Consider the following 13,220-nt stretch of genomic DNA (forward strand, 5'->3'; position numbering starts at 1 on the left):
GTTTTATTGCTTCTCGATTGGCGCAAATGCTGCGAGTAGTCGCTTAATGCCTGTAGGGATTGGGAACGCAATATCAAGCTCTGTGCTATCTCCGCTGCCTTTCACACTTACAACCGTTCCAACTCCCCATTTTTTATGGGCAGCTTTATCACCCACAGCCCAGCCAATACTACCGGCATCTGTGTTTTGAATGGTTTGTGTTTGCGGACGTGAGACAGGCCCCCGTCTTTGCGGTCTCTCTCTTGTTTGGCCAAACGGTTTTTTCGATTCATTTTTCTCAATTAGGTTGTCCAATAAATCGGCTGGTATTTCTCTAATGAATCTTGATTCAAGGTTCATGTTCGTTCGGCCAAATAATGTTCTCATCTTGGCACTCGATAAATAAATCTCTTCTTCAGCCCGTGTGATGCCTACGTAAGCAAGGCGGCGTTCTTCTTCCATCTCTGCATCTTCCATTAATGAACGGCTGTGCGGGAAGACACCTTCCTCCATCCCCATTAAGAAAACAACCGGGAATTCTAGACCTTTGGCTGCGTGAATGGTCATCAAGATGACAGCATCCTGATCTTCCTCCTCATTTTCATCCAGCTTATCAATGTCTGCAACTAAAGCGAGATCAGTCAGGAAGGTCACAAGCGATTTATCTTCATTTTGTTCTTCAAAGTTCTTTGTGACGGATAGAAACTCGTCTATATTTTCTAAACGACTTTGTGCTTCAATCGTCTTTTCGACCTTAAGCGCTTCACGATAGCCTGTTTTCTCTAGTATTTCTTCCGTTAATTCGGTGACAGATAAATAATCCTGCATATTCGTCATCTGATCAATGAGCTGTTTGAATTCATCAAGAGCATTGGCCGCCCTTGCATTTAGTCCAATGAAATCCACCTGACCAAGTGCTTCAGACCTCGACAGGTCATTCATCTCTGCATACGCAGCAATTTTCTCAACAGATGTGGCCCCGATACCACGCTTTGGTACGTTGACAATTCGCGTGAAACTAATATCGTCGTCTGGGTTTGCCACAAGTCGTAAGTATGCCAAAATGTCTTTGATCTCTTTTCTGTCATAGAACTTCGTGCCGCCGACAATGTTGTATTGAATGTTCGCCTTCATTAATGTTTCCTCTATGACACGAGACTGAGCATTGGTTCGATAGAGGATTGCGAAATCGGATAATTTGCGCTTTTCGCTTTGATGAAACTGACGAATCTTCCCAGCAACAAATTGACCTTCATCGAATTCATTATCTGCTCGGTAATAGGCAACCTTCGCACCTTCATCATTTTCTGTCCAAAGTTTTTTTGGTTTACGGTTTGCATTGTTTTGTATGACCATATTCGCGGCATGCAAAATTCGTTTAGTGGATCTGTAATTTTGTTCAAGAAGAATCACTTCACTGGACGGGTAATCTTTTTCAAAGGAGAGAATGTTTGTAATATCCGCTCCACGCCAGCGATAAATGGACTGATCTGAGTCACCGACGACACAAATGTTTTGAAAACGCTGAGCCAGTAGTTTCACAAGCATGTACTGCGCTCTGTTTGTATCCTGATACTCATCAACATGAATGTATTGGAATTTCCGCTGGTAATGCTCTAATACTTCAGGGATGCGTTCAAACAGACGAATCGTCATCATAATCAAATCATCAAAATCAAGTGATTGGTTTTTGAGCAATCGTTTTTGATAATCTGTATACACGTCGCTGACCACTTGATCGTAGAAGTCAGCATTTGTTTTTGCATATTCTTCTGCGTCTATGAGTTCGTTTTTTGCACTGCTGATCGATCCTAAAATACTGCGTGGGTCGAACTTTTTAGGATCAATATTTCGTTCTTTTAAAATGTTCTTAATCACTGAAAGCTGATCAGATGTGTCTAATATAGAGAAGTTGCGATTCACACCAATCCGGTCAATATCCCGTCTTAAAATTCGGACACACATGCTGTGAAAAGTAGAGATCCAAATGTCATCTGCACCTGGTCCTAAAATAGCTTGTACACGTTCACGCATTTCACGTGCAGCTTTATTCGTAAACGTAATCGCTAAAATGTTCCACGGAGCTACATGCTTTTCTGCCATTAAGTACGCAATTCGATGTGTGAGCACTCGTGTTTTACCACTTCCTGCTCCTGCCATCAGTAATAGCGGACCGTCTGTTGCTTTGACCGCTTCTTTCTGCGCATCATTCAGCCCTTCTAATAGATGATTCGATATTTCATTCATTACATTCACCGCCAATTCGAACTTTTGTTCCCTTTAATCCATTTCGTCTTGTTTGACTATGATGATTTTTTGACTGCGTCGACTGTCTTTAACGCTTCTTTGAAATGATCATAAATGACGTTTCCTACAACAACCACGTCTGCATGCTGGGCAAAGTCCTTTGCCTGCTCTGCGTTCTCAATGCCGCCACCATAAAAAAGAACCGTTTCATGAAGCACTGCTTTTGTTTCTTTGACAAGATCTATGTCTCCAAGCGTCCCGCTGTATTCTAGATAAAAAATGGGCAGTTTCATCAAATGCTCTGCCACTCTTGCATATGCTCTTACGTCATCTATATCCAACGCCGTATTTGCCTCTGTGAGCTTGGCCACTTTACAATCTTCGTTTAAGATCACATATCCTTCCGGCACAATCTCTTCCATTGACATCAAATCACCGTACTCCTTCATCGCATCTTTGTGAAGCCCAACAATCCAATCTTGATTGGTGCTGTTTAACACGGTGGGGATGAAATACAGATCGAAGCCCGGTACAATCATCTCATGTGTCGAAATTTCAAGCACACATGGGACAAGAAATCTGCGGACCTTTGACATCAATTGGAGCACGTTGTCCTCTGTCACATTGTCACTTCCGCCAATCAATATGGCATCCGTACCAGATTCGCAAATGGCCTCTAGCTGTTCATCGGAAATCTCTTTATTTGGATCGAGTTTAAAGACGTGCTTCCACTCGGTAACATCATACATGAAAAACGTTCCTCCATTTCGTTTCATTCCATTTAAATATTATAACAAAATCAGTGACCGCAAAAAACGGGTAACCTCCTTCAGCTAAAAGTTTCACTTTTTTTAGCTGACATTCTTGATCAATCACGTTTAAAGAACATAGAGAAGTGAATGGAATGAGGAGAAAAGTATTTCTTGAGAAAAGGTTCGGGGAATGAAACGGAATTCTTATCAGATGATAGATAATAAAAGAAATCGAGGCAAGTTTCCGGCAGATTTTCATATTTACTACTGGCTTCTGCCTCTTCCAGTTGCTTAGAATTTCATTCGTTCCAACAAAACACCGAAAAAGATCAAATGAGTATGCATTCAGGTGAACATGTCATTGATTTAAAGCCAAATGACGGAGAAACATTCGTGTTGTGGTCGAACATTAGGTGTTAAGGAAATCATCACAGAAAAAGATGGAGTTATTGGCGAGCTGAATAAAATAAAACAGAGCCATTACAACTGAAATGGCTCAAAGTGTTCATCTGAGAAAAGCTGTAAACAAATCCGTTTCGCAAAAAGGATTGTTTACAGGAAGACTCCTTTAATTTGTTTCGTCATTTGCTTGTTGCTCTGCTACGCGGTCAAGTGCCATCGTATAGGCATCATTTCCATAGTTCAAGCAGCGTTTGACACGTGAGATAGTTGCCGTACTCGCACCTGTTTCCGTTTCAATTTTATGATACGTGTTTCCCTCGCGAAGCATACGCGCTACTTCAAGACGCTGTGATAAAGATTGGATTTCATTGATGGTGCACAAATCATCAAAGAATCGATAGCATTCTTCCAGGTCTTTAAGGGATAAGATGGAGTTGAATAACTGATCTAAGCTTTTGCCCCTTAATTTATCAATTTGCATCTTTATACATCTTCTCCTTTACTATTGGCACACCGCTTCGCACGAAAATCTTCCGAGAAAGCGGTATCTTTTCTGACTCATTTTTTTCAACCTCAGCAATGAGCTTTGAACTATAATCATGACAGGTTTGGTGCTACGCTGAAAATGCCGCCAGGTTCTTTCGTAAGCCGAAGCTTCTTTATCGTAAACAAATTCGACAAGTTTTGTCATATTCCTTGTGCGACAATCTGACAAACTTGTTTGTTCTGATTTCGAGATCACTTCTGCACTGTTAGGTCTGCCTTAAATACAGTATGTGTGGAAAGCTTACCGAGACAACAAATATGCACCCCGTCTTGCTTGATCGATCAAAATATATTGGTCGGCCAGCGTAACCGACAGATTCATTTTACAATTAGGACACTTCATTCGTCATGTCAAGCCCTCTGCTTTGTCAACATCTCCATATAAGATGATCTCACCTTACATAGAAGCGAAGAGACCCATTGCTCACTTCTGCCCTATAACAGCAGTCAGAAATCAGACAAAGATGATACAGCTCCACTCTGTTATATTTTAACGCATTATAGACGGAAAGAGTACAGTTTTTTTCATGACATCAAATATTCCTCTTGGTGTCACTCGAATATAAGGCAAGTGTGTACTTTGGAAAAAGACGAGTGTATCAATTGGACAATCAAATGGATACCCGCGCTCTATGAGCAGCTTGCGTAATGTTTGTTCCTGATGAAGAACAGTCTCAAACGGTTCAGATGATGCACAGCCGGATAATTGCAGCGGTATTTCATGCAAAATCTTTCCGTTCTCTGTGAGCACGATCCCTCCGCCGATTTCTTTCATTCGCTTATGAGCAAGCATCATATCCTCTTTATTTTTCCCGATGACTAATATGTCACCAGTTGTTGAAAATGAGCTGACAAAGCCTTGTATCTTGTTTGCAAAGCCTTTTAGCATTGTATTCACACGCCACTCGCCTTTTCGATCAATCAGGCTAAAGAAGCTTTGATCATGGTCACATGACAGTTGATTGACAGAGTTATCAATCTCCACTGTATAAGGCTCCATGATGACGGCATTTCTCATTTTTACACCAAGCGGCATAGAGAATTGCAAATCGCTCATTGTCAGGTCATAGCTTAAGTCTAGTGGAACAAGCCCGCCGTTTTCCCATTTTGTTTCTTTGAATTGATGCTGGTTTTCGCCTTCTAATTTGAGAATTACCCCTTTGGATAAAACTGTTTCAGGATTTGGATTCAACGGATCATCTAAAATATTCAAAGAAGCCAATCGACCAGGTCCGACAACTCCTAATAAGTCATCAATTTGATAGTATTTCGCAATGTTAAATGTCGCCATATTGTACGCATCAATGATGGGTACACCTTCTTTAAGTGCAATTGAAATTAAGCGATTAATCATGCCTTCTTCATAAAAGTGGGGGGCGGATCCATCTGTTGTATAAAAAAAGTGATCATACTGTCTAAAATCACGCTCATGAAGTTCTCTTAAGATATTCACTAAATCTGGGCGAATGGAAGAATGACGCAGTGATACATAATAGCCAAGGGACAATCGTTTTAGCACATCGTCCGCATTCATCGCTTCATGATCACTGTCCGCTCCAAACAGCTTCATTTTTGTTAGCGTTTTCTCAGAAGCACCGGGAAAATGCCCTTCAATCCGTTTTCTCTGCTTCTTCGTTTCTTGCATGCAATATAAAATGAGATCATCACCGTCCATCAATCTTGGCCAGCTTGTTAATTCGCCGCCTTGAAGGACGTCAGGATGATCAATCCATTCCTTGCGATAATTGATAGGAAGCACCTCATCTTCATATCTCACTTCAGTTTGAAGATCGTATCTGGACCACCAAAAATATTGAAATGGCTGCTTTTTTAATTCACATAAAGTGGAAAGCGCTTTCTTTTCATTGCTCTGCAAGAGAAGAAATAAGTTATCGCTGACCATCGTTGTTGTGCCAAATTGAGACACATATTCTGCAAGTGATTGGGGATTATAAATATGGAACGGATGCGCATGAGGCTCAATATACCCTGGCACAATGTATTTCCCTTTACAATCAATTACACGTTTAGCTGATTTATTTTGAGGAAGCTCTGCTCCGACATAAACAATTCGATCATCATGTATCCAAATATTTGCCTTCACCCATTGCTTTAAAAACGGGTTTAGCACGAGTCCATTCATTAAAAGGAGTGTTGGAACTATTTTTGAGTCGACTACATCGATTTGTGAACGGATGTCATTGTTTCTCCAATTAAAAGTACGTTCGGACATTCACATACTCTCCTTCATTTGTATTAGCCCTATCGTAACATAACGAATCATGTTACGCATTAATGAAACGTTACAATTTCTTGAAATCACACTTAAAATAATTTAAAAAGGAGATTCACATTCAATGAAACCTAATCTTGACTTAATGGAAGCGCTCATTAGAATTGCCTGCGGAATGACGATATGTACTGTGGCTGGATCCTTATATTCAAGAAGACCATGGAGTAAAATGCTTCTTTTCAGCATCATGTTTGGCGGTATGAAGATGGCATCTGGTATTCTTCGTTTTTGTCCAGTGACGTATATGTGTGAGCAGCAGGACACACATAAAGAGAAGGCTGAATGAGACAGCCTTCTTTTTTATGACCCCATCATTCTGCTACTTCACACCATTTCACTATCGTACCAGCGATAATTTCAGCTACTTCGATGACTTGTTCAATGTCGATGGATTCATTTGGGTAATGGGCAAGCTCCGTGGTACCAGGTCCGAACACAATGATCGGGATACCAGCAGCCTGTGACAATAGGCCGCCATCTGTTCCCCAAGGGGCAGCTTCAATCTTTGGCGGCTCCTTCAATACCTCTTCATATTGTTCCTTCAATAGATCTAAAAGCGGGTGATCTGAATCAATTGAACCTGGAAGCCACCTTGCACCAAACCATTCGACTTCCACAGGATGATCTTGAAACCATTCATCCTTTTCCGCAAGTCCCGCCATCCAATTTTCTAATTCCTTCTCTGCCTGTTTAACCGTTTCACCCGGCATCACGCCGAGCCTGCCTTCCATTGTGACAAGGTCTGCTACAGAGGACGGCCAATCACCGCCTTGAATTTTCCCAATGTTGATCGGTATCGGTATGGGGATATGCTGAAACAGTGGCTCGGTGATTCGCTTATTTCTCTCTTCTTCAAGTGCCGCTATATGTGAAAGAACAATGGTACTTTTTTCAATAGCGGAGACACCGTGATATCTTGTTCCGCCATGAGCTGCCCTTCCTTTAATGTACAGCCTGAACCACTTTGATCCCTGCTGAATCGGAAATATCTTCATATGGCTTGGTTCCGGAATGATAGCAGCATCTGCTGTATACCCTTTTAGTATCGCTGCAAGTGTGCCTGCCCCGCCACTTTCCTCTTCGACCACACTATGGAACACCACATCTCCTTTCAGAGGAATCTGAAGCGCATGCAGCGCCTCAAGTGCGAAGAGTAAAGAAACGTTCCCGCCTTTCATATCTGTTGCACCGCGTCCATAAAGTCTCCCGTTTATGATATACCCACTATAGGGCGGATATGTCCATTGTTTCATATCACCTTCAGGTACAACGTCCACGTGGCCATTTAATAAAATGGATTTTCCGTTTCCTTTCCCTCTCAATCGCCCAGCTACATTGGGACTTTCTTTAAAGGAACGCCGCGGTGAATAAAAATAAGGGTGTTCCAGCAATTCATCGCCGCCGATATCCCATACATCTACATCAAAACCAATGGCTGAAAGCTTATTTGCGACGATTTGCTGTACTTCTTTTTCATTTCCTTGTGTGCTGTCACATTGCACCATTTGCTGAAGAAGCGTAATGGCTTCATCCTGGTGCTCTCTCATCCAGTTTTTGATACGTGTGATTGGCTGCAAGTTGGTCATCCTTTCTACACAACAAATTTGACATCAGGCGCTAAAATTAAAGGAGCCTCTGTCGCCCTGATGACATCTTCCGGCTGAAACGGCGGCATGACTTCACGCAAGATCAACAGCTGAGACTTGATCTCAATAACCGCCATATCCGTGATAATCAGATCCACACAGGATTTAGCGGTTAGTGGCAGCGTACAGGCCGATTTCACCTTTGATTGACCGTGTTTATCAAGGTGGTTCATCACCACCACAACCTTTTTTGCTTTTTGCGCCAGCTCAATCGCTCCGCCCATACCAGGTACTCTTTTACCTGGTACGATCCAATTCGCAAGGTCACCCTGGCTGCTTACTTCAAGTGCACCTAAAATTGTCATGTCTAGCATTCCTTTTCGAATGATGCCAAAAGCTGTCGTGCTGTCCATGTATGATCCACCTTTTGATAACGTAATTGGAAAACCGCCGGCATTGCACAAATTCGGGTCTTCTTCACCTTGTACAGGTGAGGCTCCTGCCCCCATAATGCCATTTTCTGCATGCAGCCACACTTGATAATGCGTGGGGATGTAATCCGCCGCTAGGGTTGGGATTCCGATCCCAAGATTCACAATCATGCCATCTTCAATTTCCTGTGCCGCTCTTTTGGCAATGCGATGTCTTAAATCGATGTCTCCCATGCCCATGTCCAGTTCACTCCTTTTGATTGCACGATCTGGTTCACAAATACGCCTGGCGTCACGATTTCTTCTGGATGGAGCTGACCCACCGGCACAATCTCTTCTGCTTCCGCAATGGTCCAGTCTCCTGCCATCGCTACAATCGGGTTTGTATTCCGTGCACTTTTATCAAAAATCAAATTTCCTGCTTCATCTGCTTTGAAGGCATTAACGATGGCAACATCCGCTGTCAGCGCAGGCTCAAGAATATAATTCTTCCCATTTAGCGGAACCAATTGTTTCTCATCACGATTCAGGCTATCCATCCCGACATCTGTCACAATGCCCGCTAGGCCCATCCCGCCTGCTCTGATCTTTTCTGCTAGGATGCCCTGCGGGTAAAAGAGAACGTCTAATGTACCCGCCTGCATTTTCTTCCCGGCAATGGGATTTGAGCCAATATGAGAAGCGATTATTTTCTTGACTCTCCCCTCTGTGATGAGCCGGCCAACACCAATTTGCGGGAAGCCTGCATCGTTTCCGATCAATATCAGATCTTTGATATTTGCTTCTAGGATGGCGTCGATCAATGATGGCGGTGAGCCCACTCCACCAAAGCCGCCAAACATGATGGTCATGCCATCTTTAAAACGTGCGATCACTTCATCAAAGCCCGCTGTTTTGTTCATGTTCCTTCCTCCCTACATGGCAGATGGGAAAAACCCTCGATTGATGACTTCTTGTTCGACCTGCGTGATGGTCTGCCCGAATAGATGAATGAGTTCATCCATCTCCTGTTGCGTGATAGAAAGCGGCGGTGCAATCATGACAGCTGCGCCTCCCACTCCATCCTCTCCGGCACTTGCTGGATATACGAGTAAACCATTTTGCTTTGCCGTCTCCACGACTAGATTCGTCATCTGAGCATGTGCAGGAAATGGCGTTTTGGACAAACGATCTGCGACAAACTCAATGCCGATGAACAGTCCTTTGCCTCTCACATCTCCAATAATGAAACTGTTTGTTTGCAAATCCTTTAAGGCATTCATTAAATATCGACCTGACAGATCCGCTCGTTCAGGAAGCTGATGCTTTTTCATATATCGAAGAACAGCCAGTGAGACGGCTGCTGAAAGCGGATTGGCACTATACGTGTGACCTGCCATAACAGAGCCTGAGCCACTGAGAATCGGTGCAATCACATGATCCGCTGAAACAGTTGCCGCAATCGGTGAATAACCGGCACTCATTCCTTTACCGAGAACCATGATATCTGGTTCGACACCCCAGTGTTCCATAGCAAACATTTTCCCTGTTCGTCCAAAGCCTGTCATGACCTCATCTGCAATCATTAAAATGTCGTTTTCCTCACAGACTCGCTTCATCGCTTCAAAATACCCGTCTGGGGGCACAAGTGCAGCTCCCGCCGCTCCAACAATGGGCTCTGCCATAAAGGCAGCAATCCTCTCTTTTCCTATACGCTGGATGACAGTTTTAAATTCCTGGACATACCACTCGACCTGCTTGCTTTCTTCTTTCGGCAGCCATGATCTGTAGCTATATGGTGGTGACAGCACTGGGTGTTTTTCAAGCAGTGGTTCAAAGCGCTCTCTCCTGGCAATATGACCTGACATCGACAGCGCACCAAGTGTGATGCCGTGATAACTCATCCACCTTGATATGATGTGATTCTTTTCCGTCTTCCCCTGCTCCTGCCAATGCTGGATCGCAATCTTCATCGCTGTCTCCGTTGCCTCTGATCCGCTTCCTACAAAGAAAGACCAGTTCAGATTGCCAGGGCAAAGCGTACTCAATTCATAGGCAAGCTCTTCCGCTGGTTCATTTGTAAATTGTGACCTATACGTAAAACTCACTTTTTCCGCTTGCTCTGTCATGGCCTCAATGATGTCTCGTATGCCATGTCCAATACTGGCCGTGACTGCCCCTGATGATCCATCTACATATTTTTTTCCGTCCCGATCATATAAATAAATCCCCTCTCCTTTCACAGCCACAGGATAATTCTGATTCAACATTGGTTTGATTAAGTACTCCCGGGTTTCCACGTTTTCATTCCTCCCTCTCTTGTCAGCAGCTGCATCTTTCTTTTTCATGAATCGCAAGAAAATTTTGTATACTTGTTATAAGATTAGCATAATCAAAAGGGCAGTCATCCTCTATTCGCCACATGCCCAAATTTCATAGACATTTTTTATACATCGTGTATAAGATTGTTCAAAAGGAGGTCATGAGTCTATGGCGATTCTCGTCAAAGATGCACTCTCGCTCGATATCATGAAGGAAACAAAACTGCTTGCTGGAGAAAATGGGCTGGATCGCCTCATTCAGTGGGTAACCATTGTGGAAATCATCGAAGATACATCCAGGCTTTCAGAAGGGGAACTACTTGTCACAACCGGTTTCGAGCTTGCGGAAAATAAAGAGAGACGCGTTCGGCTTGAAGAATTGATTCAATCTCATCGTCTATCAGCCATTGCGATTTATAAAGGCGTGTACTTAACGGAGATTCCAGCAACAATCATTGAAGCGTCCAAAAGCAGTGACATCCCGCTCATTGAGATTCCTTCACATGTCAATTTCTCAGACATTACAAAAGCAATCCTAGAGCAAATCGTCAGCAGTCAGCTCCATCAACTCAAATATTCTTCAGCGATTCATCAAAGACTGACCCATTTAAATGTGAGCAATAAAAATGTGACGCAAATTACGGATGAGCTGGCACATTTAACTGCGGCGAACATCGTGGTGCTTGATATGTTTTTACATCAAATAGCTACTCATCTTGTAAAGGATCAAGTGACGTATTCTCCTGCTTTTGGCTTTGTAACAGATTGTGAACCAATTGAAACCACGCCACTGCTCAAGCAGGCAGAGGAGAAAGGGCGACTCGTTTATGACACATATGGAGAATTTGTATTGGCTGCGTGTCCTGTCATTGCGATGGGTGATATTTTTGGGTTTATTGTGTCTTTAAAGAAAAAGGCGGCATGGCATCATCTCGATGCGATTGCGATCGAGCATGCGGGGGCGGTGTATGCGATTGAATGGCTGAAACAAAAAGCCATACAAGATACAGAAAACCAAATGCAAGGACATTTGTTAGATGATATATTACAGCAGCAATATACAGAAGAAAGCTATGTCATCGAACAAGCAACAAAGCTGCAATATGATATGAGTGATGAACAGGTCGTGATCTACTTTCAATTTCAGCATCAGCATACACAGCTCGATCACCAAATGGTGCAGCGCCTCTCTCAATTGCTCACATCGATATTTGAACGCAGACATATTCCCTTTTTACTAAAGGCGAGGCTTGATTCCATTTTTGTCCTGACACCCGCAGGAAAAAAAACGTTTCAAGAAACAGATTGGTATAGCGCAGCAGAGGAGTGCCGGAATACTTGGTCTTATTTTTTCCCCGTCCATCCGATTTTGATTGGTATTGGAAAAGCCTATGATCAGATCAGTCTCTTTGCAAAAAGCGCGAAAGAAGCCCAGTATGCAGCAAGGCTTCTTCCACTCTTAAAAACAGATGAAAGCATCATTCATTATCAAAAGCTCGGCTTATATGGCATGCTCCTTGAAATGAACGAAGCAGGAATGAATTTGCATGACTTTTATGTGGAGCTGTTAAGCCCTTTGCTTTATACAAGAAAACAAGGAGCTGATCTGATCCATACACTCGAAGTGTATTTGGCACACAATGAAAATATTCAAAAATCTGCGGGAGAATTGTTTATTCACAGGCATACATTGAGCTATCGCTTGAAACAAATTGAAACGAGAACAGGCTGCAGCCTCAAATCCACTGATGATCGGATGAAGCTGCAGCTGAGTATCATGGCTTACCGCCTATCTGGTCTGCTTGATCAGATGAGAACCATTTCATGATTCATTTGGCGTTTTGACCCATAGATTCATATCCTCAATTTTGTCAAAAATATAGCAGTTGTTTTGGAAGCGACCGGTATACGTATACCCAAGCTGATAAAATACTTGATTCATCCCATAGGACAGTGCCCGCGCAAGCGAATAAAAGACATAGATATGCATGGATTGAAGCTCTTTTTCGAGTGATAGAATCAAATGATGCATGAATCCTAGTTTTCTGTATGATGGAAGGGTTGCACAATCTGTTAATTCCGCATGTCCATACGGCGCATTGATTTCAGCGGATGCTGCACTCACAATGTCACCATCATGTTCAACGGCATAAAAAACAGTCCCTTCCTCCATCACCTTTTGGATGTAATCCGCCTCGTTCATCGGGGTGGGGTACGTCTCAAAGACCGTATCATAGAGCTTTGCCAGCTTGTGGATATCCTTCGCATCGGCTTTCCTCATCACATACTCATCCTGCCACGTGCCCTGATCTTTTTTGATAGGCTGTCCTTGAATGGACGCCACGATTTCATCTTCCTTCAGCCAATACGGACTGTTCATCCGATCCTCTGTGAGAAAGAGCGACATTCCGTACGCATCGCTTCCAAGGAAATAATGAGAAAACACCCCTTCAAGCCGAAAGCCTTTTTCTAAAAAAAGAGGCACATGCTCACGCCTTACTTTCACAATCACCTTAGAAGCCCTGCAACCCTCAGCCTCCTGAAGAACTGACTGAATGACATCCCGTACCCTGCCGCTATAGTCGTCCAAACGAATTCTTTGATTAAATGAATCAATACAGATTAAGGCAGAAAAACGCTCGTTTGCAAGTTCCTTCAATTGCACCATACACTCATTCCTCTCT

11 protein-coding genes are annotated in these 13,220 nt (G+C 43.1%); 2 read left to right on the forward strand and 9 right to left on the reverse strand.

All coding sequences use genetic code 11. The features are described 5' to 3' along the window. Positions 1-3: 3 nt before the first annotated feature. The 4 genes from pcrA to WAX46_RS03615 all read right to left on the reverse strand — a co-directional run bounded on the left by pcrA (position 4) and on the right by WAX46_RS03615 (position 6,159). On the reverse strand, positions 4-2,226 hold the full coding sequence (gene pcrA / locus WAX46_RS03600; protein ID WP_336493370.1) for a DNA helicase PcrA: 2,223 nt from the start codon (positions 2,224-2,226) through the stop codon (positions 4-6). 56 nt (positions 2,227-2,282) lie between these two features. Then, positions 2,283-2,975 (reverse strand): heptaprenylglyceryl phosphate synthase, encoded by a 693-nt coding sequence (locus WAX46_RS03605; protein ID WP_336493371.1) that lies wholly within the window; start codon positions 2,973-2,975, stop codon positions 2,283-2,285. A gap of 571 nt (positions 2,976-3,546) precedes the next feature. Next, on the reverse strand, positions 3,547-3,861 hold the full coding sequence (locus WAX46_RS03610) for a YerC/YecD family TrpR-related protein (RefSeq protein ID WP_226567489.1): 315 nt from the start codon (positions 3,859-3,861) through the stop codon (positions 3,547-3,549). Positions 3,862-4,416: 555 nt separating this feature from the next. Then, positions 4,417-6,159, reverse strand: a complete 1,743-nt coding sequence (locus WAX46_RS03615) for an adenine deaminase C-terminal domain-containing protein (RefSeq protein WP_336493372.1) — start codon at positions 6,157-6,159, stop codon at positions 4,417-4,419. Positions 6,160-6,283: 124 nt separating this feature from the next. Between WAX46_RS03615 and WAX46_RS03620 the strand changes: the two genes are divergently transcribed. Beyond that, positions 6,284-6,505, forward strand: a complete 222-nt coding sequence (locus tag WAX46_RS03620; protein WP_226567491.1) for a YgaP family membrane protein — start codon at positions 6,284-6,286, stop codon at positions 6,503-6,505. A gap of 25 nt (positions 6,506-6,530) precedes the next feature. Here WAX46_RS03620 and WAX46_RS03625 read toward each other — a convergent pair whose 3' ends face one another. From WAX46_RS03625 to WAX46_RS03640, 4 genes are read right to left on the reverse strand one after another with little or no spacing between them, the layout of a single operon-like run. Beyond that, on the reverse strand, positions 6,531-7,796 hold the full coding sequence (locus WAX46_RS03625) for a peptidase (protein WP_226567492.1): 1,266 nt from the start codon (positions 7,794-7,796) through the stop codon (positions 6,531-6,533). A 14-nt stretch (positions 7,797-7,810) separates the two neighbouring features. After that, entirely contained in the window at positions 7,811-8,476 is a 666-nt protein-coding gene (locus WAX46_RS03630) for a 3-oxoacid CoA-transferase subunit B (protein WP_226567494.1), read from the reverse strand. After that, the gene (locus WAX46_RS03635; RefSeq protein ID WP_226567496.1) at positions 8,452-9,138 is read right to left on the reverse strand and encodes a CoA transferase subunit A; all 687 of its coding nucleotides are present in this window, start codon (positions 9,136-9,138) and stop codon (positions 8,452-8,454) included. Before WAX46_RS03635 ends, WAX46_RS03630 begins: the two co-directional genes overlap by 25 nt. A 12-nt stretch (positions 9,139-9,150) precedes the next feature. Beyond that, positions 9,151-10,515, reverse strand: coding sequence for an aspartate aminotransferase family protein (locus WAX46_RS03640; protein ID WP_226567498.1), 1,365 nt, complete (start codon positions 10,513-10,515; stop codon positions 9,151-9,153). 190 nt (positions 10,516-10,705) lie between these two features. Between WAX46_RS03640 and WAX46_RS03645 the strand changes: the two genes are divergently transcribed. Next, a complete protein-coding gene (locus WAX46_RS03645; protein WP_226567499.1) occupies positions 10,706-12,364 on the forward strand; it encodes a PucR family transcriptional regulator in 1,659 nt (552 codons plus the stop codon). On the opposite strand, the gene ablB is transcribed toward WAX46_RS03645, so the two are convergent. Further along, positions 12,359-13,204, reverse strand: coding sequence for a putative beta-lysine N-acetyltransferase (gene ablB, locus WAX46_RS03650; protein WP_226567500.1), 846 nt, complete (start codon positions 13,202-13,204; stop codon positions 12,359-12,361). The genes WAX46_RS03645 and ablB overlap by 6 nt on opposite strands. Between the last annotated feature and the right edge of the window lie 16 nt (positions 13,205-13,220).

It is taken from the genome of Bacillus sp. FJAT-53060 (genome assembly GCF_037104745.1).
GTDB lineage: Bacteria > Bacillota > Bacilli > Bacillales > Bacillaceae > Bacillus > Bacillus stratosphericus_B.

What these genes read in the sequence shown, in the direction of transcription:
- pcrA (WP_336493370.1), bottom strand. Translation starts at nt 2,226, where the DNA reads ATGAATGAAATATCGAATCATCTATTAGAAGGGCTGAATGATGCGCAG.
- WAX46_RS03605 (WP_336493371.1), bottom strand. Translation starts at nt 2,975, where the DNA reads ATGTATGATGTTACCGAGTGGAAGCACGTCTTTAAACTCGATCCAAAT.
- WAX46_RS03610 (WP_226567489.1), bottom strand. Translation starts at nt 3,861, where the DNA reads ATGCAAATTGATAAATTAAGGGGCAAAAGCTTAGATCAGTTATTCAAC.
- WAX46_RS03615 (WP_336493372.1), bottom strand. Translation starts at nt 6,159, where the DNA reads ATGTCCGAACGTACTTTTAATTGGAGAAACAATGACATCCGTTCACAA.
- WAX46_RS03620 (WP_226567491.1), top strand. Translation starts at nt 6,284, where the DNA reads ATGAAACCTAATCTTGACTTAATGGAAGCGCTCATTAGAATTGCCTGC.
- WAX46_RS03630 (WP_226567494.1), bottom strand. Translation starts at nt 8,476, where the DNA reads ATGGGCATGGGAGACATCGATTTAAGACATCGCATTGCCAAAAGAGCG.
- WAX46_RS03635 (WP_226567496.1), bottom strand. Translation starts at nt 9,138, where the DNA reads ATGAACAAAACAGCGGGCTTTGATGAAGTGATCGCACGTTTTAAAGAT.
- WAX46_RS03645 (WP_226567499.1), top strand. Translation starts at nt 10,706, where the DNA reads ATGGCGATTCTCGTCAAAGATGCACTCTCGCTCGATATCATGAAGGAA.
- ablB (WP_226567500.1), bottom strand. Translation starts at nt 13,204, where the DNA reads ATGGTGCAATTGAAGGAACTTGCAAACGAGCGTTTTTCTGCCTTAATC.